The sequence below is a fragment of the Chitinophaga filiformis genome (genome assembly GCF_021646545.1).
In the GTDB taxonomy this organism is placed as follows: domain Bacteria; phylum Bacteroidota; class Bacteroidia; order Chitinophagales; family Chitinophagaceae; genus Chitinophaga; species Chitinophaga filiformis_A.
On sequence record NZ_JAKIRP010000004.1, the window covers coordinates 345661 to 370100 of the forward strand.

Annotated in this window: 22 protein-coding genes; 14 read left to right on the top strand and 8 right to left on the bottom strand. The window is 46.8% G+C overall.

All coding sequences use genetic code 11. The annotated features are described in order from the left end of the window. Nucleotides 1–291 precede the first annotated feature (291 nt). The 8 genes from L3C95_RS13710 to L3C95_RS13745 form a co-directional block, all read right to left on the bottom strand. Complete coding sequence (locus L3C95_RS13710) at nt 292–951, bottom strand: 3-oxoacid CoA-transferase subunit B (protein WP_236388470.1); 660 nt, start codon at nt 949–951, stop codon at nt 292–294. A 40-nt stretch (nt 952–991) separates the two neighbouring features. Next, nucleotides 992–1687 carry a CoA transferase subunit A gene (locus L3C95_RS13715; protein ID WP_236388472.1) on the bottom strand — a complete coding sequence of 232 codons (696 nt, stop codon included), beginning with the start codon at nt 1685–1687 and terminating at the stop codon, nt 992–994. A gap of 30 nt (nt 1688–1717) precedes the next feature. Further along, complete coding sequence (locus tag L3C95_RS13720; protein ID WP_236388474.1) at nt 1718–2254, bottom strand: DUF4296 domain-containing protein; 537 nt, start codon at nt 2252–2254, stop codon at nt 1718–1720. A 29-nt stretch (nt 2255–2283) separates the two neighbouring features. Then, a complete protein-coding gene (locus tag L3C95_RS13725) occupies nt 2284–3249 on the bottom strand; it encodes a DUF4835 family protein (protein ID WP_236388475.1) in 966 nt (321 codons plus the stop codon). Between the two features lie 30 nt (nt 3250–3279). After that, nucleotides 3280–4626, bottom strand: a complete 1347-nt coding sequence (locus L3C95_RS13730; RefSeq protein ID WP_236388476.1) for a bifunctional phosphopantothenoylcysteine decarboxylase/phosphopantothenate synthase — start codon at nt 4624–4626, stop codon at nt 3280–3282. Nucleotides 4627–4706: 80 nt separating this feature from the next. Then, nucleotides 4707–5048, bottom strand: a complete 342-nt coding sequence (locus L3C95_RS13735) for a DNA-directed RNA polymerase subunit omega (protein ID WP_149693489.1) — start codon at nt 5046–5048, stop codon at nt 4707–4709. 23 nt (nt 5049–5071) lie between these two features. Then, nucleotides 5072–6022: an outer membrane protein assembly factor BamD gene (locus tag L3C95_RS13740; RefSeq protein ID WP_236388477.1), complete on the bottom strand. Its 951-nt coding sequence runs from the start codon at nt 6020–6022 to the stop codon at nt 5072–5074. Between the two features lie 316 nt (nt 6023–6338). Continuing rightward, the gene (locus tag L3C95_RS13745; protein WP_236388478.1) at nt 6339–6506 is read right to left on the bottom strand and encodes a hypothetical protein; all 168 of its coding nucleotides are present in this window, start codon (nt 6504–6506) and stop codon (nt 6339–6341) included. A gap of 678 nt (nt 6507–7184) precedes the next feature. Between L3C95_RS13745 and mraZ the strand changes: the two genes are divergently transcribed. The 14 genes from mraZ (at nt 7185) to L3C95_RS13815 (ending at nt 24413) form a co-directional block, all read left to right on the top strand. Next, a complete protein-coding gene (gene mraZ, locus L3C95_RS13750; RefSeq protein WP_089828277.1) occupies nt 7185–7652 on the top strand; it encodes a division/cell wall cluster transcriptional repressor MraZ in 468 nt (155 codons plus the stop codon). A 6-nt stretch (nt 7653–7658) separates the two neighbouring features. Beyond that, nucleotides 7659–8567: a 16S rRNA (cytosine(1402)-N(4))-methyltransferase RsmH gene (gene rsmH / locus L3C95_RS13755; RefSeq protein WP_236388479.1), complete on the top strand. Its 909-nt coding sequence runs from the start codon at nt 7659–7661 to the stop codon at nt 8565–8567. A gap of 78 nt (nt 8568–8645) precedes the next feature. Further along, nucleotides 8646–9020, top strand: a complete 375-nt coding sequence (locus L3C95_RS13760) for an FtsL-like putative cell division protein (RefSeq protein ID WP_236388480.1) — start codon at nt 8646–8648, stop codon at nt 9018–9020. Nucleotides 9021–9038: 18 nt separating this feature from the next. Then, nucleotides 9039–11144, top strand: a complete 2106-nt coding sequence (locus L3C95_RS13765) for a penicillin-binding protein (RefSeq protein WP_236388482.1) — start codon at nt 9039–9041, stop codon at nt 11142–11144. A gap of 4 nt (nt 11145–11148) precedes the next feature. Next, a complete protein-coding gene (locus L3C95_RS13770; RefSeq protein WP_236388484.1) occupies nt 11149–12615 on the top strand; it encodes a UDP-N-acetylmuramoyl-L-alanyl-D-glutamate--2,6-diaminopimelate ligase in 1467 nt (488 codons plus the stop codon). A gap of 131 nt (nt 12616–12746) precedes the next feature. Then, on the top strand, nt 12747–13943 hold the full coding sequence (mraY, locus tag L3C95_RS13775; RefSeq protein ID WP_236388486.1) for a phospho-N-acetylmuramoyl-pentapeptide-transferase: 1197 nt from the start codon (nt 12747–12749) through the stop codon (nt 13941–13943). 2 nt (nt 13944–13945) lie between these two features. Next, nucleotides 13946–15286, top strand: a complete 1341-nt coding sequence (murD, locus tag L3C95_RS13780) for a UDP-N-acetylmuramoyl-L-alanine--D-glutamate ligase (RefSeq protein WP_236388488.1) — start codon at nt 13946–13948, stop codon at nt 15284–15286. A 54-nt stretch (nt 15287–15340) separates the two neighbouring features. After that, nucleotides 15341–16534 (top strand): FtsW/RodA/SpoVE family cell cycle protein, encoded by a 1194-nt coding sequence (locus L3C95_RS13785; RefSeq protein ID WP_236388490.1) that lies wholly within the window; start codon nt 15341–15343, stop codon nt 16532–16534. Between the two features lie 24 nt (nt 16535–16558). Beyond that, a complete protein-coding gene (gene murG / locus L3C95_RS13790; RefSeq protein ID WP_236388491.1) occupies nt 16559–17653 on the top strand; it encodes an undecaprenyldiphospho-muramoylpentapeptide beta-N-acetylglucosaminyltransferase in 1095 nt (364 codons plus the stop codon). A gap of 21 nt (nt 17654–17674) precedes the next feature. After that, nucleotides 17675–19066, top strand: coding sequence for a UDP-N-acetylmuramate--L-alanine ligase (gene murC / locus L3C95_RS13795; RefSeq protein ID WP_236388492.1), 1392 nt, complete (start codon nt 17675–17677; stop codon nt 19064–19066). Between the two features lie 18 nt (nt 19067–19084). Continuing rightward, nucleotides 19085–20170, top strand: a complete 1086-nt coding sequence (locus L3C95_RS13800) for a cell division protein FtsQ/DivIB (protein ID WP_236388493.1) — start codon at nt 19085–19087, stop codon at nt 20168–20170. Beyond that, a complete protein-coding gene (ftsA, locus tag L3C95_RS13805) occupies nt 20167–21570 on the top strand; it encodes a cell division protein FtsA (protein ID WP_236388494.1) in 1404 nt (467 codons plus the stop codon). Before L3C95_RS13800 ends, ftsA begins: the two co-directional genes overlap by 4 nt. Before the next feature lie 143 nt (nt 21571–21713). Beyond that, nucleotides 21714–23405, top strand: a complete 1692-nt coding sequence (gene ftsZ / locus L3C95_RS13810) for a cell division protein FtsZ (protein WP_236388495.1) — start codon at nt 21714–21716, stop codon at nt 23403–23405. 144 nt (nt 23406–23549) lie between these two features. Beyond that, nucleotides 23550–24413: a pirin family protein gene (locus tag L3C95_RS13815; RefSeq protein ID WP_236388496.1), complete on the top strand. Its 864-nt coding sequence runs from the start codon at nt 23550–23552 to the stop codon at nt 24411–24413. The last annotated feature ends 27 nt before the right edge of the window (nt 24414–24440 follow it).

Here is a 24440-nt window from a genome sequence, read left to right on the forward strand (position 1 = left end):
CAATTTTCACAATGCGCTTTACATTGTACGATTTAAAGTTTTGGTTCTCCCCTCAGGGAATATTGACTTCTCTTATCGGATCTTGATTCGAATGCTGTTCACATATATTACTGTTGCGTGATTACCAACAGTAATTTGATACAGCAAAGATGCTGATTTTGTTTTATTCTACAATAGCAAGTTAAGGGTATTGCAAATATGAGGGATAATACTTATGAAAAAATAAAAAATTAGGAATTGAGAATTTAACACGAAGAGCTATCGCGGCATTTCAATTCCTAATCCAGGCACTTAATTCAGCTTCATTTCAGGTATATCTCCGCTGACTACCAGCCGCCCTGCTGTCTTAGCTACGATCTCGTCCACACTTACACCAGGGGCTCTTTCCAGTAAGCGGAAACCCTCTGGGGTAATATCCATTACGGCCAGTTCGGTTACCACTTTTTTCACACAGGATACACCCGTCAGCGGCAGGGTACACGTTGGTAGCAATTTACTTTCCCCTTTGGGATTTGTATGCATCATTGCCACGATAATATTTTTTGCGGATGCTACCAGGTCCATCGCTCCTCCCATTCCTTTTACCATTTTACCGGGTATTTTCCAGTTGGCGATATCGCCTGCGTCAGATATTTCCATGGCGCCTAATACAGTAAGATCCACCTTTCCTGCCCTGATCATGCCGAAGCTCTCGGCAGAGTCAAAAAAAGCGCCACCCGGCAGTACTGTAACCGTTTCCTTACCTGCATTGATCAGGTCCGGATCCATTTCCTGCTCTTCGGGATAAGGTCCCATGCCCAGCAAGCCGTTTTCGGACTGTAGCATGATAGAGATACCCGGCGGAATAAAGTTAGCCACCAGGGTCGGAATACCAATGCCCAGGTTTACATACATACCATCGCGCAGTTCCTGTGCTATTCTTTTGGCAATGCCATATTTATCTAAAGACATAACGATTTTCAGATTTGAGGTTGCAGTAAGTTATGAGGGCTCAACCCATTTTTATGGTTTTCCGCTCTATACGTTTTTCATAGTTACTTCCCTGGAAGACACGGTGTACATAAATACCTGGTACGTGGATCTGGTCAGGATCCAGTTCCCCCGGCGGTACCAGGTGCTCCACCTCGGCAATGGTGACATTGCCCGCTTTAGCCATGGATGTACTGAAATTGCGTGTGGTTTTCCGGAATACGAGGTTGCCCATCGTATCCCCTTTCCAGGCCTTAACGATAGAAAAATCTGCATGCAGGGCCAGCTCCATAAGATATTGCTTGCCATTGAACTCGCGCGACTCTTTCCCGGCAGCGATCTCGGTACCATAACCAGCGGGGGTAAAGAAAGCGGGAATGCCCATACCAGCCATCTGGATACGGGTAGCAAGGGTGCCCTGGGGGATCAGTTCCACCTCCAGTTCACCGGAGAGTAGCTGGCGTTCAAATTCAGCATTTTCTCCCACATAAGAAGAAAGCATCTTTCTGATCTGCCGGGTTTTCAGCAGCAGTCCAAGGCCAAAATCATCCACACCGGCATTGTTGGAAATACAGGTTAACTGTTGAATGCCCTTACGTACTAAGGCGGCAATACTGTTTTCGGGGATGCCGCACAAACCGAATCCGCCCAGCATTAAGGTTGCGCCGTCACGGATGTCATGCAATGCCTCATCAGCATTAGCTACAACTTTGTTCATGTTTTGGTGATGTTTTTAAATAGGGAGGCGTCAGCTCCTAGGTTTGGCCAGTTTTAGCGGGGGCTTTGGTGGCAGATGGTCGAAATTGATGCCTCTCTTATTTTTCTTAACAAATGGAATTAATGTATCCTGTTCGCCTGAAATTAGGCTATTATTATTAACCGGCAAAAGAGAACGGCGGTTTGTAACATACTCCTTCCGTTTCAGGTTCAGATCCAGCATGTTTTTTTCGTTGGTGATAGATGCAAACATCATATCATACACTTCCTTGAACTTGTTGGGGTGCGACTCATAATAGGCGTAGCTGCGCTTAAACTCTGCTGGGGTCAGTTTGTGCAGATCCAGGATCTGGCGGTAATAAACTTTCGCCCGTTGCTTGCGCACCGAGTCACTGATGATCACGTTCGCCTGTTCATCATCCGCCATGCCGCTGTATGAATCCGCCAGATTCATATCCAGTAGCACATCGCGCATTTTTTCTTTTGGCAGAACGTCTTTCGGTACTTTATCCGCCCCCCCGCACGCCGTTATCAACAGCACCAGGCAAACTGCTATAATTCTATACATAAATGATTTTCCTTCTTCAGAATGCAAAGCTATTTCATCTGCTGATATTTCGCAGCATTGGTGACGTCCATTATGGCAAGTAATTGCGCCGCCCGTGACTTTTCCTGCGGAGGTGATTTCGCAAAGATCCTCTGCAGTTCATCAGCTTTGGCGGTAAAGAACGTCGACATCAGCATAGAATTGGGTATATCCTGATAGATGGCATACAACATGTTCAGACAGTTCATCACCGCATTACGTCCCTTATTCATGTCCTCATACATCATATCCAGTCCCTGCCGGTGATATTGGTACATCACATCATGAAAACGGGCGAATTTCACATTCAGCAGATTGTCCTGCAGCCAGTAGCGGTTACGGTTACCTTCAAAAGGTTTCCATCCGGCGATGTCTTTGCCGTCAGGTGCATTACTCACTATGTTCAGCGCCCTCTTATAAAAATCATCTCCTCCCCTGGCAGCGAAAGAATCTGCATCCAGTCCGAGAATAATGTAGGTATAATAAGCCAGGATAGCTGTAAGATTGGATGCCAGCGGATCATTTCCCACTACACGGTTATCGCTGAATTCCAGGGGCTGAAATTCCACATAACGGAACACTACATTCTGGTCCTGCGTGTTCAGGAGGCTGGTCAGGTATCCCGCATTGTATACCGGACGCGTAGCCTGTACGGTCAGGGTAGCCTTAAAGGTATTATTGCCCAGGTCTTCAGTAATGTTGAGTATGAAATTGCACTCTATTCGTTCTGCAGGCGTATACGCTTCGTCTGTCCATCTGCGGCCATTCAGAAACTCCCGGATGGAATTCTGCAGGGTAACAAATACCTTCCTGCTGGTGTTATTATTTACCAGCCTGCCGGTAGTGACGGTCACATTTGAACGGAGCTCCTGTGCCTGTGCAGGTATCAGGGCCATTAGGGTTCCTGCTATTGACATGATGAGTGCAAAACACCAGGTCCTGTGTTTTGCATAACATAAGTGAGCGTTATTAGCCATTGTGATCATTCTGTTATATAGAGCATATGTTTAGACTACCAGGGGAGCGCTATTAAGGTGAACAATGTCCACAATAGCTGCTACTATATCCTGTGCCACCTCCACTTTCGATTTCAGCGGCAGATCCCTTGCATCGCCTTTCTTGTCAAATAAAGTTACCTTGTTGGTATCGTGATTAAAGCCGGCCCCCTTATCATTCAGGGAATTCATTACCACAAGGTCCAGGTGTTTTTCACGGAGTTTCTTCAGTGCATATTCCTTTTCGTTGTTCGTCTCCAGTGAGAACCCAACCAGCACCTGCTTATCAGTGCGGGTAGCGCCCAGGGTACGCAGGATATCTTTTGTTTTTTCCAGTTCCAGCGTCAGAGCGTCTCCTTCTCCTTTCTTCATCTTAATGTCTGCCACGTGTTTTGGACGGTAATCTGCCACAGCTGCCGCCATTACTATAACGTCTGCCTGGGCGAAATGTGCAGCGCTGCCGTTGAACATGTCTTCCGCAGTCACCACCCGGATAGTGTTAACGGCAGGATGAACGGCAGAGAGGCCTGTCGGTCCCAGTACCAGGGTCACTTCAGCTCCGGCGGCTGCCAGCGCATCTGCGATGGCAATTCCCATCTTTCCACTGGAATGGTTACTGATATAACGTACAGGGTCCAACGGTTCTTGCGTAGGACCAGCAGTTACCAATGCTTTTTTTCCCCTTAGCGGCAGGCCGGCTGAGACAAATTGTTGCTGCTCAATGTGCTGTGCAGCACCGGCGCCTGACTGCCCTGTAAACACAGATTGACCGGTCGAGCCGGCGGCATCAGGATTTGCTTCCGGCTTATTGGAATATTGTCTGTTGCTGAAATGCCCTTCCAGGTATTTCACAATATTTTCCGGCTCCGCCATACGGCCTTCCCCGAAAAGGCCGCTGGCCAGTTCTCCTTTTTCTACCGGTATTTGTTGGTGCCCGTAAGAGAGCAGTTTGCTGATATTGTTCCTGGTAGCAGGATGATGCCACATGTCCTCATCCATGGCTGGTGCAAATAATACCGGGCAGGTGGCAGACAGATAGGTAGCCATCAGCAGGTTATCGCAGGCGCCATTGGCCATTTTGGACAATGTATTGGCGGAAGCCGGGGCTATCAGCATCACGTCCGCCCAGCGGCCCAGCATCACGTGGTTGTTCCAGCTCTGGTTATCGCTGATGGTCACCGGCACTTCATGTTTGGATAAGGTAGCCAGGGTCAGTGGAGTAATAAAATCGCAGGCAGATGGCGTCATGACCACTTTCACGTCTGCACCTTCTTTTACCAGCAACCTTACAAGCGTAGCTGCCTTATAGGCAGCGATGCTGCCGGATACACCCAGTAATATTTTCTTTCCTTGAAGCATGACCTATTGGCTATTAAACAAAAAGGCGGCAGAAATATGTTTCTGCCGCCATGAAGTTAGATATTTTTCAGTCAAACTACTTAACTATACAAGTCGTCGTCGTTCCTGCGGAAGTAGATCTTGTCTTCCAGGAATTCCTGTGTAGCCTGGATAGCCGGATTAGCCATCCTCTCATAGAAACGGGAGATCTCGATCTGCTCCTTGTTCTCATGCACTTCCTCCAGGTTGTCTGTGTGGCTGGCAAATTCTTCCAGCTTGGAGTGCAGTTCTTCCTTCACAGATATGTTGATCTGGTTGGCGCGTTTCGCGATCACTGCAATAGATTCATACAGGTTACCAGTTTTGCCCTTGATCTCGGTAGTATTTTTAGTTTCTACCATCGGATTAATGCTACTGGTGAGACCTCTTTTTATTTTGCTCATTCTCCAGGGAATTATTGTGTTTATTAATTGTTTTTAGTTTCGGTAACGGCTTTTTCAGATTTCTTTGAGTTATCTGAATTTTCCGTTTTGTTATTCTTTTCAGCCTTATCAGCTGCTTTTTCAGCTCTTTTAGCTTCTTTTTTCAGGCGCTCGGGCTTGGTATTGGTATAACTATCGAGCGTTTTGATATTGCCTTGTGCTAAGGTATAATATTTCTCGGCATCTCCCTTCAACTTGCTGTTAGGATAATGATCAGCAAAATCCAGGTATTCTGACAGCACCTCGTCGTAACGTTCCTTTTGCTTTTCCCAGATGCTATTTTTGGCATATTGATAATAAGCCTTGATAGCCATATACTTATACTCATCGCTCTTATCTGAATCCGGATAGTTACGCATCAGGCTCTTGAAAGAGATGGCAGCGGCCTTATAATATCCTAAGTTATAGTATAACTCTGAGTTATTGTATTCTTTCTTTTCCAGCTTCCTGCGGCACAGTTCGATTACGAGGTTGGCCTCAGGTACTTTATCGGAAGTGGGATAGTTATTAATGAAGGTCTGCATGGCAGCAATAGCCTTTTGGGTATTGGTCTGGTCCAGCTGCACTTTGGGCGACTGCTTATAATAACAGTAAGCCTGCATATAGTCCATTTCAGTCGCTCTCGGGCTGTTCGGGAAGTTATCCAGGTAGTTCTTGAAATAGAATCCGGCCTGTACATAGTCCTTCATCTTATAAGAGCAGTAGCAGTAATTATAATAAATAGGTTCATACTTATCAGTTCCTTTATATACCTGGAACAAAGACTCGTATAAAGCCTGGGCTGAAGTATACTTCTTTTTAGCATACAGCTTGTCAGCGTACGCCAGCTTGGCTTCGTAGTCCTTGCTTTTTTCAATTCTGCGCAGCTCCGAATTACATGATACCGAAGCTGTTACTGCCGCTAAAAGACTGATGTATAAAACTATTTTCCGCATAAAGAGGGCAAAGTTAAGAATTAAATGTAAATGTAAGATAGGGCGGGAATCGAAGCTGTTAAAATTTTGCAAAAGCCGGGACCGCAAGGAAGACTACGCTTTACCCCACCCCTGTTTATCAGACCTGGTCTCTTGACGAAAATATCCCACCACTTTTTACCACCCGCATCATATTCCCCACTTTTTACCACGGAAATCAATTTTCTCCACTTTTTACCACAGAAAACCAAAAACCTGGCTTTCGGAAGCAATCCGTTGTGTTCAAATCAACCTATGTGCGTGTGGTATATGCCTTTAAGGTGGACCTGAACATGGATTATACACGACGCATACAGGACGTATACAGGACGTATGGGGCGGTTGGAACGTCCTTATACCAATAGTTGATCGGGGGCCAGTTGATGGCACGGAAACGGGCATTGATACCGCCGGCCAGCATACCTATCGCCTCTCTCAGCTCTTTGCAGGCGAATACCAGACGCATCGGGGGGCCTTGAACTACCTTATAAGAGGTGCGTACCCAATATTAAAGGCATGTCAGAGGCATGGTAAGGCGTATTAAGTACTTAGGGAAGCGGACCTCCAACCCACTGATAATCAGATACAAAATATCATAGGAGGAAGAGCGTAAGTAGCACCAGTTTCAGATGGGAATGGCGGGCCTTCGGCTCTCTGGCATACGACTGACGCAGTTCAATCGGATTCCGACGCTAATCCGATTGACAAAGCCCAACAGCCTTGCGCTGCCAGAGAGGCGCCGACCGCCATCCCATACTGAAACTGAGCTACTTAGCGTGATCTACATAACAATAGGGAAGTGTCAAATACGGGAAGTAAGTTACTTAGCGCGATACGCGTATCAATAACCGGGGAAGCCGGAAACACCATTCCAGTCTGAAAATGAGCCACTTAGCGTGATACAGCATATCGACAACAAGTTAACCCCACCCGGTTATAAACAAGAAATACACACTTATAAACACGTTACTAACACACTATTCACATCAATCCACATTCATTACACAATAAAGCTCACACAACTCAATATTATAGGCAAAAAACTGCTGTGGAAAAAATTTATATTTCATTTTTTCGTTAGAGAGTGGGAAAAAGTGTTATTTTGTGTTAGAAAAGTGTTTTTCAAGGACTTTCGCCCCCAAGTATGACAGGCTTTCTCGGTGAATATGAGGCTACGCTGGATGCAAAAGGGCGCTTTCTACTCCCCGCTGGCTTTAAAAAGCAGCTGGCAGAGAGCGCAGGGGAGCAGTTTGTACTTAACCGCGGGTTTGAAAAATGCTTGTCTTTGTATCCCATGAATGAATGGCAGCCAATTTTCGAGCGTATCAGTAAACTGAACGACTTCGATCCGAAAGTTAGGGAATTCCGGCGCTATTTTCTGAATGGAGCTACAATATGTGAACTGGATAGTGCAGGGAGGTTATTGGTACCAAAAAACCTGATGTCGTACGCCTCACTTGAAAAAGACATTGTGCTGGCGGCGGCAACCAATAAGATAGAGATCTGGGATAAAGGTAAATACCAGGAGTTCTTTGAAAATTTCTCACCAGGATCATTTAGTGACCTGGCCCAACAAGTAATGGGAGGCGGAGATAATAATATTTCGATTTAACCGAGTATGGAAGAAGGTTCAGCATATCATCTGCCCGTGTTACTGCAGGAAGTGATCACAAACCTGCAGATACGCCCCGATGGTGTATATGTAGATGCCACTTTTGGAGGAGGGGGCCATTCCAGGGCAATCCTGGAACAACTAAATGAAAACGGCAGACTGATCGTGTTTGACCAGGATGAAGATGCTTATAACAACCGGATAGATGACCCGAGAGTCACCTTTGTTCAACAGAACTTCCGGCATATGCAGCGATTTCTGAAATTATACAAGTCAGTCCCGGTAGATGGTATCCTGGCTGACCTGGGAGTTTCTTCCTGGCAGTTCGATACCGCAGAAAGAGGATTCAGCACCCGCTTTGACGGTGACCTGGACATGCGGATGGACAAGCGCACCACGCAAACCGCCGCAGCTATCCTCCAATCATCTACCGAAAAAGAATTGCAACTGATCTTTCAGGAATATGGTGAAGTAACAAACGCCCGCACCCTCGCAAAGATCATTGTACAGGAACGCAAGGCCAGACCTATGCGTACCATCAGTGAATTCAAATCTGTAATTCAGCCGATAGTAAAAGGCAATCCGCAGAAATACCTGGCACAGGTGTTCCAGGCACTGCGAATTGCAGTCAATGATGAACTTGGCGCCCTGAAAGATATTTTGACCCAGTCAGCGGAAGTGCTGAAACCAGGCGGGAAACTCGCCATCATCACATTCCACTCGCTGGAAGACAGACTGGTAAAAAACTTTATGAAAATGGGACAATTTGAAGTGCAGGAGGATACGTTCTCTTTTGAAACGCCTCCGAAACGCTTCAGATTAGTGACAAAAAAGCCAGTAACTGCCAGCCCCGAAGAGCTGAAGCGCAATACAAGGTCCCGAAGTGCAAAACTCCGGGTTGCCGAAAAATTATAAGACTGATTATGAATCCGCTATGCCAATGTACTTGTTTGACGACAGGTTACATTGGCTTAGTAGCATAAATAATAAAAAGTGTTGCAGGACGAAGAAGCATACATATCAGCCGCAGACGAAACCCCGGAAGAACAACCGGAACAGCATGAACATAAAAAGGAATGGCGCCTTCGTATCAACTACAGAGCCATTACCCAAAACATGCCGTTCATCGGATTCCTGTCCGTGCTCGCACTGATATATATCGCCAACAGTCACCTGGCAGAAAAAAAGATCCGGCGCATCAACAAGCTTGGCAGGGAAATAAAGGAACTCAAATGGGAGTACCTCAACGTTAAAAGCGAACTGATGTTCCGGAGCAAAATGAGCGAAGTAGGTAAAGCAGTAGAGCCCCTCGGACTAAAACCGCTTAACTCTCCGCCACAGAAAATTGAACTGGAGAAAAAGGAATAACCTTTTATATAACAAACAGTGGAAGTAAAGAAAGACATATTGTGGCGTGTGTATCTATGCTTTATTGGCATGGGACTGTTTGGTGTGGCAATCCTCGTAAAGGTGTTCATGGTCCAGAACATAGAAGGTAACTACTGGCGTAGTATGGCAGACAGCCTGCACACCCGGTATGTTTCTCTCGACGCTGACCGTGGCACGATTTATTCAGAAGAAGGCAGAATGCTTTCCACTTCCATCCCTTACTTTAACCTGAGGGTGGATTTCGCCGCTGATGGCCTGCGGGAAAATAAAGGAAAGATCTTCAAGGACAATGTTGACTCATTGTCTATTCGTCTTTCCGCCCTGTTCGGCGATCATACACCTGCTGAATACAAACGTATCCTGCAGGACGCATACAAAAACAAAGACAGGTACTTCCTCCTCAAAAGAGATGTACAGTTTGTCCAATATCAGGCAGTCCGCGACTTCCCTATGTTCAGACTGGGAAGGAACAAAGGCGGCCTGATCGCAGAAACGAAAAATAAACGCATCAACCCCTTCAAACTATTGGCTAACCGTACAATAGGATTGTCCAGGGAAAATGCGCAGAACGTAGGTCTCGAAAGGACCTACGATAAATATTTAAAAGGCGTTACCGGTAAAAGACTGATGCGCCGTATCGCCGGTGGAACATTCGTTCCCGTGGAAGGATACGATATCGAACCTGAAAACGGACGTGATATCGTCACCACCATAGACGTCAATATGCAGGACATCGTGGAAACAGCGCTCATGAATATGATGGTGAGCAATGAAGCTGAACACGGCACCTGCATCCTGATGGAAGTGAAAACCGGTAAGATAAAAGCCATTGCCAACTTAGGCCGCCAGCCAGATGGCAGCTACTGGGAGGACATGAACTATGCCTTACAGGTGGGCGAACCTGGTTCCACCTTTAAACTGGCTACCGTGATCGCCGCACTGGATGACCAATACGTCACCATGAACAATCAGGTAAACCTTAATGAAGGCCGTTGGCAGATAGGAAAGAGAACAGTGTTTGATTCCGAACCTCACCCGGGACAAACAAACGTTAGCATTAAACATGCCTTCGAACTGAGCTCTAACGTGGGCATGGCGAAACTGGCCCTGCAGTGTTACGCAAAAAGGCCCAATGACTTTGTGGCTCACCTGCGTAAACTGAAACTGGATAAACCCACCGGTGTCGACCTCGTAGGGGAAGGCAAGCCGGTGATCAAGAATACAAAATCAAGGACATGGAGTTCCACCACCCTGCCATGGATGGCCTTTGGATACGAAGTGTTGATAAGCCCGTTACAAACCTGCATGTTGTACAATGCAGTGGCTAATAACGGTACCATGATGAAGCCTTACCTGGTAAACGCTATCATGGAATATGGTCAGCCGGTGGAATACTTTGATCCGGAAATCGTTCTGGACAGTATCTGCTCACAAAATACGCTCAGGCAGGTAAAGCAGATGCTGGAGGGTGTGGTGACCAATGGTACGGCCAAAGCCTTGTGGTCGCCGTACTACAAATTTGCCGGTAAGACCGGTACCGCCCTGGTAGCCAATGGTAAACAGGGATATGCAGATAAGATCTACCAGTCTTCATTTGCAGGGTACTTCCCGGCCAATGACCCACAGTTCACCTGTGTGGTGGTCATCAAGAACAAACCGAATGCGGTGAAGTTCTACGGAGGCGCAGTAGCAGGACCTGTGTTCCGCGAAGTGGCAGACAAGCTGTACGCGATCGCACTTGAGAAACAAAAGCCCATGCGCGCTACCCTGGCAATAGATACTTTGCTGGCGTTTAAAAACGGACAGGGACGCGAATGGAAAACAATACTGAACAAACTGAACCTGCCAATGCAGGGCAATGTGAATAACAGCAGCTGGGTAAGCGCTAAAGTAGACGATAAAAAGATCGTCTTTACGCCGGTACAGCATGTGAAAGGTGGAGTGCCCAATGTAACAGGGATGGGCTTAAAAGATGCACTGTACCTGTTAGAGAATGCAGGGTTGCGTGTGATTATCAAAGGAGCCGGTAAGGTGACCAGCCAGTCAATACCCGGCGGCTCCCAGTTGGAAAGAAACCAGACAATAGTAATAGAACTGAGCTAAGAGAATGAAGACGTTGCGCGACATACTATACAATGTGAGCATCCGTGAGGTACACGGCAGTACTGATACTGTCGTTAACTCATTGAGCATCGACTCCCGGGCCATTGGCCAGGGAGATGCCTTTGTTGCAATAAAAGGCGTACATGTAGATGGTCACCTGTTTATAGATAAAGCCCTCAGCCAGGGCGCCGCAGCTGTCATCTGTGAAGAACTGCCGCAAAATCTGGCAGACGGAGTGACATATGTGCTTGTGAACAGCAGCGCTACCGCTGCCGGTATCATCGCAGGTAACTTTTACGATAATCCGTCGCATAAACTGAAACTGGTAGGTGTAACAGGTACCAATGGTAAAACCACCATCGCTACCCTCCTCTTCCGCCTGTTCAGTAAACTGCGTTTCCACTGCGGACTCCTGTCTACAGTGCAGAACCAGATCGGCGACAAGGTCGTTCCGGCTACACATACCACACCCGACGCTATACACCTGAATGCCCTGCTGGCAGAAATGGTAGACGAAGGCTGCGAATATGTGTTCATGGAAGTCAGTTCCCATGCGGTACATCAGCAACGTATTGCAGGACTGAAGTTCACCGGTGGAATATTCAGCAACATCACACACGATCACCTGGATTACCATAAGACCTTCGACGAATATATCAGGGTGAAAAAAGCCTTCTTTGACGGACTGCCGCCCACTGCCTTTGCACTCACCAACCTGGATGATAAGCGGGGCAATGTAATGCTGCAGAACACCCGCGCAAAGAAACAATCATACAGCCTGCGCACAGTGGCTGATTTCAAGGGTAAGATCCTCGAAAACAACCTGACAGGGCTGATCATGACAGTGAATGAAAAAGAGGTGCATTTCCGCCTGATAGGTGAATTCAATGCATACAACTTACTGGCGGTATATGGCGCTGCCATACTACTGGGACAGGATAAAGAGGAAGTACTGCAGGCACTCAGCGACCTGTCTGGCGCTGAAGGCAGATTCGATTATATCATGTCCGCACAGGAAAAGATCATTGGCATTGTCGACTATGCACATACACCAGATGCACTGCTGAATGTACTGGCCACTATCAAAAACCTGCGCAAAGGCAACGAACAGGTTATCACAGTAGTAGGCTGCGGCGGCGACCGCGATACGGCTAAACGCCCCGTGATGGCAGCAGTAGCTACTGAACACAGTGATAAAGTGATCCTGACTTCCGACAATCCACGCTCGGAAGACCCCGTAGCCATCATTCATCAGATGGAAGCGGGTATACCGGTTCATCAGAAGAAAAAATCACTGTCTATCACCGACAGAAAAGAAGCCATTAAAACAGCTGTAAGCCTGGCCAACCCGGAAGACATTATCCTGGTAGCCGGCAAAGGCCACGAAAAATACCAGGAGATCCAGGGGGTAAAACATCCTTTCGACGACAAGCAGGTATTGCGCGAAATGCTGGAACTGATGGGGAAATAACAACAATGCTGAGACAACTAACGAAACTAAACCTGTAAGTAACGACTACAGGCAACTGACAGAGACTAACTAACTATATGCTATATTACTTATTTAACTATCTCAAATCATTAAACTTCAGCGGTAGCGGGATGTTTCAATTCATCACCTTCCGTGTTACAATGGCATTGCTGCTGTCGTTAGCGATTTCTTTGTTATTAGGTAAGCGCATTGTTCGTTACCTGCAGCGCAAACAGATCGGGGAAACCATCCGTGACCTGGGACTGGCCGGAGAGAACTCCAAGAAAGGCACCCCTACTATGGGTGGTCTTATCATTCTGTCTTCCATTCTTATTCCCACCCTCCTTTTCGCTCAGATCAAAACCGTGTATGTATGGCTCATGCTCTTATGTACCGTATGGCTGGGACTGATCGGATTCCTGGATGACTACATCAAGGTATTCAAGAAGAATAAAGAAGGGCTGGCAGGCAAGTTTAAAGTACTCGGACAGATCGGTCTGGGTATCATCATAGGCAGCACACTGTATTTCAATGAGAACGTAGTGATCTCCCGCGAGATCATCAGCGGCAAAAAGCTCGCTTCCTACGAACGGGATGTGCACCATAAAGAAAGGGTTACAAAAGATGGTCACCGGTTCGCTGATGTAAAGACGCCGATCACCACCATTCCTTTTGTTAAAAATCATGAGTTCAACTACGCCAAACTGATCTCCTGGATGGGAGAAGGTGCGGAGAAATATACATTCATCCTGTATATCCTGATCGTCATCGTAATCATCACAGCCGTCTCGAACGGCGCCAATCTTACGGACGGCCTCGATGGCCTCGCCACGGGCGTCTCCGCAGTGATCGGTGTGTGTCTGGGCATCTTTGCTTACGTATCGGGTAACATTCAGTTTGCGGAGTATCTGAACATTATGTACATCCCTAACCTGGGTGAATTGTCCATCTTCATTGCCGCCTTCGTGGGTGCATGTGTTGGCTTCCTCTGGTATAATGCTTATCCGGCGCAGGTATTCATGGGTGATACCGGTAGTCTTGCACTGGGAGGTATCATCGCTTCCATCGCGATCATCGTAAGAAAGGAATTACTGATACCAATATTCTGTGGTGTGTTCCTGGTAGAGAATCTCAGCGTTGTGCTGCAGGTTTCCTACTTCAAATACACCAAAAAGAAATACGGAGAAGGAAGACGCATTTTCAAAATGTCTCCCCTTCACCACCACTATCAGAAGCTGGGATATCATGAAAGTAAAATTGCAACAAGGTTCTGGATCATTACCGTAATCTGTGCAGCAGTATCTATAGCAACGTTGAAAATGAGATAAACATGCAAAAGAAACTCGTCATACTTGGAGCCGGCGAAAGCGGCATCGGTGCGGCCCTCCTGGGGAAGCAGCGCGGGTATGATGTATTTGTATCTGATGGCGGTGCTATAAAAGATATCTACAAACAGGAACTGGCGGTCAACCACATTCCGTTTGAAGAAAAAAGACACTCCTGGGATGTGATCCTGAACGCCGATGAGATCATCAAAAGCCCTGGTATACCTGAGAAAAGTGAGTTGATGAAGAAAGTGCGTGAAAGACAGGTGCCCGTGATCTCTGAAATAGAATTCGCTTACCGGTTCAGCAAAGACAGCAAGGTCATTGCCATCACCGGTAGCAATGGTAAAAGCACCACCACTGCGCTGACCTTTGACATCTTTGAAAGAGCAGGAATGAAAGCAGCCATGGTAGGAAATATCGGCCTTAGTTATGCAAGGCAGGTAGCCACAGCACCGGCGGATTATTATATCGTGGAGGTGAGCAGTTTTCAGCTGGACGATATCAAAGAGTTCAAACCAAATGTTGCCATTCTGCTGAACATAACACCAGATCATCTGGATCGTTATGACTACAAAATGGAGAACTATGTGGCGTCAAAGTTCCGCATAGCAATGAACCAGCGTCCAGGGGATTATTTCGTCTACTGCATGGATGATCCCGAGATCAGCGATTATTTAAGGAAGCAAACTATTTATTCAACAACAATACCCTTTACTATCATGGAACCATTAAAGCAAGGAGGATTTATGGCAAACGAACAGGTGAACATCCAGGTGAATGATGAGCCAATGATCGTATCAATGTATGATCTTGCGCTGAAAGGCAAACATAACTTGTATAATTCAATGGCAGCGGGTATTGCAGGACGCACCATGGACATCAGGAAAGAGAAGATCCGCGAGAGTCTTACTTCTTTCAAGAGCCTGGAGCACCGCATGGAGTATGTAGCTACTGTGCGCGGAGTGGATTTCATTAATGATAGTAAAGCAACCAACGTAAACTCACTGTGGTTTGCATTGGAAAGCATGGAACATCCTGTAGTGCTGATCATGGGTGGTGTGGACAAAGGAAACGACTACAGCGCGATCCGTGATCTGGTAAAGGAAAAAGTAAAAGCAATTATCTGTCTCGGTGTTGATAATGCCCCTATCCAGGAAGCATTATCAAACGATACACCGGTGATGGTAGATACACGCAACATGAAGGATGCTGTTCAGGCAGCATTCCAGCATGCCGCGAAAGGAGATGTTGTATTGCTCTCCCCTGCTTGTGCCAGCTTCGATCTCTTCAAGAACTACGAAGACAGAGGCAAGCAGTTCAAGGAGGCAGTCAAAGAACTGTAACCGGCTTGTTGTCTGAAAGTAATACACTCAGACAACCGGCGCCAAAAGAGTGAAATGGACGTACTTCATAGGACAAAAGGAGACAAAGTGATATGGACGATCGTGATCTTCCTGTCACTGGTAAGCCTGCTCGCTGTTTACAGCGCCACGGGATCGCTGGCGTATCGCGAACAGGGAGGTCATACGGAGTACTATCTTTTCAAACAGCTGAGTGTACTGGGCATGGGGCTGCTGATCATCTACTTCGCACACAGGGTGAATTATACCATTTACTCACGTGCCGCGCAGATAGGGTTTCTTATCTCTATACCACTACTCATCTACACACTGGCATTCGGACACAACATCAACGACGCCAGCCGTTGGATAAGGCTGCCAGTTATCAACCTGACATTTCAGACATCGGATGTGGCCAAACTGGCCATATTTATGTATGTAAGCAGACAGCTGTCCAAACGGCAGCATGTGATCACTGATTTCAGGAAGGGCTTTTTGCCCATCATTATACCGGTAAGTATCATCTGTGTGCTGATCATGCCGGCAAACATGTCTACAGCATTGCTGCTGGGCGCCAGCTGCATGATACTGTGCTTTATAGGCCGGGTACCTGTCAGGTTCCTGGCTTCCATGGTCTTAGCTGTAGTCGTCCTGGTGTTACTGATGTTTGCCATTGCGAAGCTGACAAAACTTGAAATGCGTACGCAAACCTGGATCAACAGGCTGGAACATTTCACCGGAGAAGAGAATTCAGAGCTGCCTTACCAGGTGCAACAGGCTAATATTGCGATTGCCGGCGGAGGCGTACTGGGTAAGGGTCCTGGCAATAGCACACAAAGAAATTTTCTTCCTCATGCATATAGTGACTATATATATGCAACAATTATCGAGGAGTATGGTATCTTTGGCGCCTTTTTGATATTGATGGCCTACATGTTGCTACTCTTACGCAGCATACGCATATACAGAAAATGCCCCTATGCATTTGGCGCATTTCTCGCAGTAGGTCTCAGTGTCACGCTTGTAATACAGGCACTTACAAATATGGCAGTCAATGTGGGATTGTTCCCCGTAACAGGGGTTACACTACCACTGGTGAGTATGGGAGGTTCCTCCGTCATCTTTACCAGCCTCGCTATAGGAATTATACTTAGCGTATCGCGCAACGTGGAAGAACTGGAAGGTAAAAGGATCGAACAGGAACGGATCGCTAAAGTGATGGAAGAAAACGGTATGCAACCGGCAGCTTAAACAACCAAAGTAAAACTATACAAAATGCAACGCAGAATAATCATAGCAGGCGGCGGAACAGGAGGACATATCTTCCCGGCAATTGCTATTGCCAATGCGTTGAAGAAAATAGACCCGGAAACGGAGATCCTTTTCGTAGGCGCCAGGGGAAAGATGGAAATGGAGAAAGTGCCGCAGGCAGGCTACAAGATCGAAGGACTCGAAATTGCCGGGTTAAACCGTAGTAACATGTTGAAAAACCTGTTGCTGCCTTTTAAAGTGATCAAAAGCCTGGGACAGGCACGCCGCATTATTGAACGCTTCCAGCCACAGGCTGTGGTGGGCGTTGGCGGTTATGCCAGTTTCCCTATCCTGCGCAAAGCACAGGGTAAAGGCATTCCGACGCTGATACAGGAACAAAACTCCTTTGCAGGAAAAGCCAATATGGTGCTTGGAAGAAAAGCAAAGAAGATCTGTACCGGCTACGAAGGCATGGAAAAGTTCTTCCCGGCCGATAAGATCATTTTCACAGGTAATCCTGTAAGAAATAATATCACACAGTCGTCAGTAACACGGGAAGACGCATTGCAGCACTTCGGCCTGAAGAACGGTAAAACAACCGTATTCGCTGTTGGTGGCAGCCTCGGGGCCAAAGCCATCAACGAAGCACTGCATCCGCTGTTGTCCAGCTTTGTAGAGAAAGATATTCAGCTGATCTGGCAAACAGGTAAGCCATACTTTGAAACAGCAAAGAGTGCAGCAGCTGCATACTCATCTCACGTGAAGGTGTTTGAATTCATCAACCTGATGGATTTTGCCTATAAAGCTGCAGATGTGGTTATATCACGTGCAGGTGCACTGGCCATTGCTGAATTGTGTGTAGTAAAAAAGCCGGTCATATTTGTACCGTATCCCTTTGCAGCAGAAGATCATCAGACCTTCAACGCGCAAAGCCTGGTGAATAAAAAGGCAGCCATCATGATCAAAAATGACGATGCCGCCACACAGCTTGGAACAACATTATTCAGCCTGGTACAAAACAAAGCACTGCTGGAACAACTGTCAGAAAACATCGGAAAACTGGGTAACACCAACGCTGACATGGTTATAGCAAAAGAAGTAATGGGACTAATAGGGTAATCAGTAATACATCATCGAAAAATGGATCTGAACAACATAAAACGCGTTTACTTCATCGGCATCGGAGGCATTGGCATGAGCGCCATTGCACGCTTCTTCAATGAGAAAGGTGTGCATGTGAGCGGTTATGACCGTACCGAGACTGCGCTTACCCGCCAGTTAGCTGAGGAAGGGATGCAGATCCATTATACTGACGATGTAGCGTTGCTTGACAAACAGGCAGAACTGGTGGTATATACACCCGCTATTCCTGGCTCCCACTCAGAACTGATCTGGTTCCACCAGCAGGGATATGAAGTAGTGAAACGCAGCGACGTATTACAGGAGATCACCAGGAACCTGTATGCGATCACAGTAGGTGGTACACATGGTAAAACCACCACCTCTACCCTGATCGCACACATACTCAGACATACCGGTTATGGCTGCAACGCTTTCCTGGGAGGTATCAGCGCCAATTATGACCGTAACTTCTGGAGCAGCAGCAAACAGGTGGCTGTGATAGAAGCTGATGAATACGACCGTTCATTCCTGAAACTACATCCTGATGTAGCTGTATTGACCGCTATTGATGCAGATCACCTGGATATCTACGGCACAGAAGAAGAAGTACAGGAAGCATTTATACAGTACACCCGCAACATCAAAGCCAATGGCACACTGGTGGCTAAGCTGGGTTTACATCGCGCTGATGAGCTGAAAGGAGATAACCATATATGGTATCACCTGAACGACAGTAAAGCGGATATACATGCCACCAACATACAGGCAACAGAAGGTGGTTACATGTTCGATGTGCTACAGAAAGACTGGAAATTAGCTAACATCTATCTTCCTGTCGGCGGCACCCACAACATAGAGAACACCGTAGCAGCCATTGCTGTAGCACACCTGCTGGGCATTGAGGATGATAAGATCAAAGCAGCTATTGCTGACTTTAAAGGTATCAAACGCAGGTTTGAATACCTGGTGAAGAATGACTATCAGGTGTATATAGACGACTATGCACACCATCCGGAGGAACTGCGCGCACTGATCACCAGTGCCCGTGCATTATTCCCCGACAGGAAATGCATCGTACTGTTTCAGCCGCACCTGTACACTCGTACACGCGACTTTGCAGACGGTTTCGCAGAAAGCCTGTCGCTGGCAGATGAAGTATTATTACTCCCCATCTATCCCGCAAGGGAATTACCGATTGAAGGAGTGCACAGCGAGATGATAGCAAAGAAGATCAGCAAGCCCGTTCAAGTGATACAAAAAGAGGACGTATTACCCTGGATAAAAGCGAACAGTGCACCACTATTCATCACAGCCGGTGCAGGAGATATAGACCAGTTCCGGGAGCCTGCACAGGAAATACTGAATGGAAAAGGCATCATAGACAATGAAGAAGTAAAGAAAGACGCATAAAAAAAAGTATAACACCCAATGCAAACCAAAACCCGTAAAGTACTAAAACGAATCGGCACCACTCTGATGTGGCTAGGCGTGCTGGCGGGCTTTGTTGTCATCCTGGTAGCTGCAGTGAATGACAAGAATGATGGTAAATGCACAGGGATCGTTGTGAAATTGCAGGGGGATGAGGCCAACTTCTTTATTGAAGAGAGAGACATTAAAGCGCTGGTAACGAAAGACACGGACTTAAACCCTGTCGGCAAGCCAATCAAGAATATCAACACTGCTAATCTCGAGAAGATCGTATCACGCGATCCCTGGGTAAAAAATGCAGAGATATTCATTGATAACCAGCGCAAACTGAACATAAAAGTAACACAGCGCGAGCCGGTAGCACGTGTATTCACGACAGCAGGCAACAGCTTTTACTTTGATACGGAAGGAGACCGGATCCCGGTATCTGCCCGTTACACCGCCCGCGTACCAGTGTTCACAGACTATCCCGCAGAAGCTGTAAAGCCTAAAACAGCAGACAGCTTGCTGGCGGCAGGTGTTATGTCACTGGGCACTTACATTGCGGAAGATCCCTTCTGGGCTGCACAGGTAGAACAGGTGGTGGTCACACCAACGCGCGAGTTTGAGATCATCCCGAAATTGGGCGATCATGTTATCGCTTTCGGAGATGGAACAGATGTAGAAAAGAAGTTCAGCAAACTGCTGGCGTTTTATAAAGAGGGACTGAATAAAGTGGGCTGGAACAATTACGCAAGGATTAATGTTGCTTATGAAAATGAGGTTGTATGTACAAGAAGGAACGGTGAGGAATTATCAAGGAAACTGGCATCTGCAGATAGTGCACGCACTGCCGGAAATGATTCTGCCGCAAAATTCCTCATACACCACGATGAAGTAACGCAAGCAGAAACAACATCAATGATGAAGACGCAGGCCAAAGTGACAGCGCCTAAGCCAACAAAAGCAAAGGCGACAACACCAAAGCAGGCATCTTCAAAGCCGAAGGTACAGAAGGTTGCGGCAGCTGATAAAAAGGCGCCGAAAGCAGTGTATAAGCCGGTTAAAAAATCTGTCAACACAACAAAAAATAATAGAACGCCATGAATCAGGAAGCTCCCATCATTGTAGGTCTCGATATTGGAACTACAAAGATTGCTGCCATCGCAGGAAGAAAGAATGAATACGGGAAACTGGAAATCCTGGGTTTTGGTAAAGCCCCGTCTTTCGGTGTTCAGCACGGAATGGTGCTGAATATTGATCAGACTATCAAGGCTATTCGCCAGGCCCTGGAAAACTGCTACGCTTCTAATCCGAATCTCGAGATCAATGAAGTATATGTTGGTATTGCAGGACACCACATTAAGAGTCTGCAGACACGCGGCGACATTGTGCGTAGCGATACCGATGCCGAAATTTCTCAGAAAGACATCGATCAGCTGATCAATGACCAATATAAAACTGTGATTCCCGCCAGTGATCAGATCATTGACGTAATACCACAGCAGTATATCGTGGACAGCCTCCAGAACATCACCTACCCTATTGGTATGTCAGGTGTGAAGGTGGGCGCTAATTTCCACATCATCACCGGCGACAAGAACGCTATCCGTAATATCAACCGTAGCGTGGAGAAATCCGGTCTGAAAATACATGACCTCGTACTGCAGCCACTGGCGTCTGCAGCAGCGGTAATGTGTGATATGGACTTCGAAGCAGGTGTTGCTATCGTAGATATCGGTGGTGGTACAACAGACCTCGCTGTGTTCTATGAAGGTATTCTGAAACACACAGCCGTGATCCCTTACGGTGGTGAGAATATTACCAACGATATCAAGAACGGCCTGGGTGTACTGAAAACACAGGCAGAACAGATGAAAGTGCAGTTCGGTTATGCCCTGGCTGATGAAGCTAAGAATAACGCATACATCACTATTCCTGGTCTGCGTGGACAAAGCCCGAAAGAGATCTCTGTAAAGAACCTGGCCCACATCATACAGGCACGTATGAGTGAGATCATGGACTTCGTGGTGTATCATCTGAAACAGATCGGTATGGACAATAAGATGCTGAATGGCGGTATTATCCTGACCGGTGGTGGTTCCCAGCTGAAACACCTTATACAGTTAACTGAATATACAACCGGTGTAAGCGCTCGTATCGGTTATCCGAACGAACACCTGGCCAGCGGTCATATCGACGAACTGACCAAGCCAATGTACGCTACCTGCGTAGGTCTCATCCTCAAAGGTTACAATGATTATGAGAATGACCGCAGAGCACTGGAAGAGAATTATGTAAAGATCAATACCAGCTACCTGGCAAAAGAGCAGGCGGCCAAAGCAGCTTCGCTTGAAGAAGATTCCTGGGAAGATGATGAGCCGACCGTTGAGCAGATACAGGAAAGGAAAGTAAAAGAACGGAATGCTTCGCTGAAAACATTCCTGGACAGGATGAAGACAAAGATCATAGACATGTTCACGGAAGAAGAAGATGCGAAACTTTAACAGGGTATTGTCGGTATATGGCGCAATTGTTGCAGCCACAAACGATTTAAAAATCAAATAATTAATAAGGGATAATTAATAACGTAGATAAGAATTGTGGGCATTATTAATTATACTAACTAACCCATAAAAGAGATAGAGTCATGATACATTTTGATCTTCCCAAAGAAAAATCTTCCATCATCAAGGTGATAGGCATTGGTGGTGGTGGGAGCAATGCGGTGAACCACATGTTCAACCAACGCATCGAGGGTGTGAATTTTATCATCTGCAATACCGACGCACAGGCTATTGCAAACAGCCCTGTGCCTAACAAAATACAGTTAGGACCGCATTTAACACAGGGACTGGGTGCTGGAGCCAATCCACGCATCGGTGAACAGGCGACGGAAGAATCCTTTGAAGAAATCAAAAAGATCTTAGAGGTGAATACCAAGATGGCCTTCATTACTGCAGGTATGGGTGGTGGCACCGGCACCGGTGGCGCGCCTATCATCGCACGTATATGTAAGGAACTCGGTATTCTTACGGTGGGGATTGTTACAACTCCTTTCTCTTATGAAGGGAAAAAAAGGATGGCCCAGGCAGATGAAGGTGTCAGCAGATTGAAAGAATATGTTGATACACTGCTTATCATCTCCAATGACAAACTTCGCCAGAAATACGGCGATCTGAAATTCAAGGCTGCCTTCGAGAAAGCAGATAACGTGCTTGCAACTGCGGCAAAATGCATCACTGATGTGATCAATTCAACGGGTCAGATCAATGTGGATTTTGCGGACGTTTGTACTGTTATGCGTAATGGCGGTGTTGCCATTCTTGGTGCTGCTACTGCAGAAGGTGAAAACCGTGCGCAGAAAGCGATCGAAGATGCACTGACTTCTCCGTTGCTGAATGATAATGACATCCGTGGTGCTAAATGGATACTGATAAACATTTCCTCTTCAGAAGGTGAATTCGAACACACCCTGGATGAAATGGATACAATACAGGCATACGTACAAAGCCAGGCCGGTGAGGATTGCGATGTGATCCTTGGTGTAGGCTATGACTCCACGCTGGACCGCAAACTGGGCGTGACGATCATTGCGACCGGTTTTGAACAGAAACCGATTCAGCAGGTAAAAACGACCCCACAGGATCCTTCCCAGGAACAGCCTAAGATTGTAATGCAGCTGGGCCAAGATGGTGATGAAAAGAAAATGAATAATCAGCAACAGACATTATTCGTTGAACCGGCGGACCTGATGGCGCCCCGCCTGGTAGAACCTGTGGTTACCCAGCCTGCAACTACCTTCACTCCTCCCGCTCCCCAGCAGCCGGAAAGACAAAGCTTTACGCTCAACGTTGAGCCTTCAGCAGTGCCTTCCCAGCCAATGGCAGGATACGGAGCCGGTGTAAATGTTATACAGCCTACTCCTGCAGCCGGTGGCTACCCTGCAGGCCCTGCATACATCTACATAGAGCCAGGTAACAACACGCCTGCATCCCAGGACGTTCCGGAAATGAAAATGGTTTTCAGAGAAGAAGACCAGTCACCGGATGCACCTTCAGATATTCAGCTGCAGGCTTTTGAAGAGCAACTGGAAGAACAAAAACGCAAACAGGCTGAACGCGTAGCAAAACTGCGCAGCATCAGCTTCAATGTAAAAGGCATAGATAATAACACAGAAATAGAAAACGTTCCTGCCTACATCCGTCGTAATATCAACCTCGATAACGGCGCTGGATCAGCAGAAAACTTCTATTCTAACTATACTATTTCCGACGGTCAGAACAACCAGGCGGAAATTAATACGATTAACACCTTTTTAGATGGGAAAAAACCCGATTGATCTATTCGGACGTTTGATTGTTTTTTAGTTGTGTTAAAGAAAAGTCCTCCGGTTCCCCGGGGGACTTTTTTTGTCCCTAAAATCATCCACCCTTTCCCCACATCTATCCATTCCCTCGCCTCGTGATCCTTCGTAAATTTGCTTATGCAAAAGACAGTAAACAAGGTTGTAAACAACCATCCGATAAGCGGCTCTCTGAGCGATTATTACTTCTATAGTCCTTTGCCCTATCAGGACGGCAAGGCGACGGACCCATTTCTGTTATTACATCATCATGGACCAATGACCCTGCCCCCTTTTAACAGCGGTATGCCATTCGGTCCGCACCCGCACAGAGGATTTGAAACAGTGACCTGGATCATCAGCGGACACGTGGTACACAAAGACTCTCACGGTTATCATAGCAGAATTGATGCAGGCGGCGTACAGTGGATGTCAGCTGCAAGGGGACTGATACATAATGAATATGTAGAGAAATCCTTTAAGGAAGAAGGTGGAGACCTGGAATTGCTGCAACTCTGGATTAACCTGCCAGCGAAGTTGAAGATGAATCCTGCCAAATATACCGGCTTGCAGAAGAACGATATTCCCGTAGTGACTGCAGATGAAGGTAAGGTGCAGGTGGCTATTGCAGGAGGCAACTGGAATGGCCATAAAGGTGCCGTTAATTCCCTTACTGGGGTCAATGCCTGCCTGATCACCATGCAACCCGATAGCAAGGCTGATATCACCGTTAAAGAGGGCAGGAATGTCTTATTTTATGTGTTGCGGGGGAATGTAACTGTGAATGGAAAGACGGCCGGAGACAGGTCGCTGGTGCTCTTTGATAACGGTGGGGATACGATCAATATCACAGCCAGCAGTGATGCCATTATCCTTTATTGTGACGGGGAGCCTTTAAATGAGCCTGTGGCCTGGCATGGCCCTTATGTAATGAATACCCAGACAGAGATCATGGAAGCAATGAGAGATGAACGAATGGGTAAATTTGGGTTCTATATAGACTAACGAAGCAGAAAAGGCCAGCATAATGCT

Bases quoted from the DNA above. Each gene is read 5' to 3' on its own strand.
- murG (WP_236388491.1), top strand. From the start codon at position 16,559: ATGCAACGCAGAATAATCATAGCAGGCGGCGGAACAGGAGGACATATC.
- L3C95_RS13745 (WP_236388478.1), bottom strand. From the start codon at position 6,506: ATGCGTCTGGTATTCGCCTGCAAAGAGCTGAGAGAGGCGATAGGTATG.
- L3C95_RS13815 (WP_236388496.1), top strand. From the start codon at position 23,550: ATGCAAAAGACAGTAAACAAGGTTGTAAACAACCATCCGATAAGCGGC.
- L3C95_RS13710 (WP_236388470.1), bottom strand. From the start codon at position 951: ATGTCTTTAGATAAATATGGCATTGCCAAAAGAATAGCACAGGAACTG.
- mraZ (WP_089828277.1), top strand. From the start codon at position 7,185: ATGACAGGCTTTCTCGGTGAATATGAGGCTACGCTGGATGCAAAAGGG.
- ftsA (WP_236388494.1), top strand. From the start codon at position 20,167: ATGAATCAGGAAGCTCCCATCATTGTAGGTCTCGATATTGGAACTACA.
- mraY (WP_236388486.1), top strand. From the start codon at position 12,747: ATGTTTCAATTCATCACCTTCCGTGTTACAATGGCATTGCTGCTGTCG.
- L3C95_RS13735 (WP_149693489.1), bottom strand. From the start codon at position 5,048: ATGAGCAAAATAAAAAGAGGTCTCACCAGTAGCATTAATCCGATGGTA.
- L3C95_RS13800 (WP_236388493.1), top strand. From the start codon at position 19,085: ATGCAAACCAAAACCCGTAAAGTACTAAAACGAATCGGCACCACTCTG.
- L3C95_RS13740 (WP_236388477.1), bottom strand. From the start codon at position 6,022: ATGCGGAAAATAGTTTTATACATCAGTCTTTTAGCGGCAGTAACAGCT.
- murC (WP_236388492.1), top strand. From the start codon at position 17,675: ATGGATCTGAACAACATAAAACGCGTTTACTTCATCGGCATCGGAGGC.
- rsmH (WP_236388479.1), top strand. From the start codon at position 7,659: ATGGAAGAAGGTTCAGCATATCATCTGCCCGTGTTACTGCAGGAAGTG.
- ftsZ (WP_236388495.1), top strand. From the start codon at position 21,714: ATGATACATTTTGATCTTCCCAAAGAAAAATCTTCCATCATCAAGGTG.
- L3C95_RS13725 (WP_236388475.1), bottom strand. From the start codon at position 3,249: ATGGCTAATAACGCTCACTTATGTTATGCAAAACACAGGACCTGGTGT.
- murD (WP_236388488.1), top strand. From the start codon at position 13,946: ATGCAAAAGAAACTCGTCATACTTGGAGCCGGCGAAAGCGGCATCGGT.
- L3C95_RS13785 (WP_236388490.1), top strand. From the start codon at position 15,341: ATGGACGTACTTCATAGGACAAAAGGAGACAAAGTGATATGGACGATC.
- L3C95_RS13730 (WP_236388476.1), bottom strand. From the start codon at position 4,626: ATGCTTCAAGGAAAGAAAATATTACTGGGTGTATCCGGCAGCATCGCT.
- L3C95_RS13715 (WP_236388472.1), bottom strand. From the start codon at position 1,687: ATGAACAAAGTTGTAGCTAATGCTGATGAGGCATTGCATGACATCCGT.
- L3C95_RS13720 (WP_236388474.1), bottom strand. From the start codon at position 2,254: ATGTATAGAATTATAGCAGTTTGCCTGGTGCTGTTGATAACGGCGTGC.
- L3C95_RS13770 (WP_236388484.1), top strand. From the start codon at position 11,149: ATGAAGACGTTGCGCGACATACTATACAATGTGAGCATCCGTGAGGTA.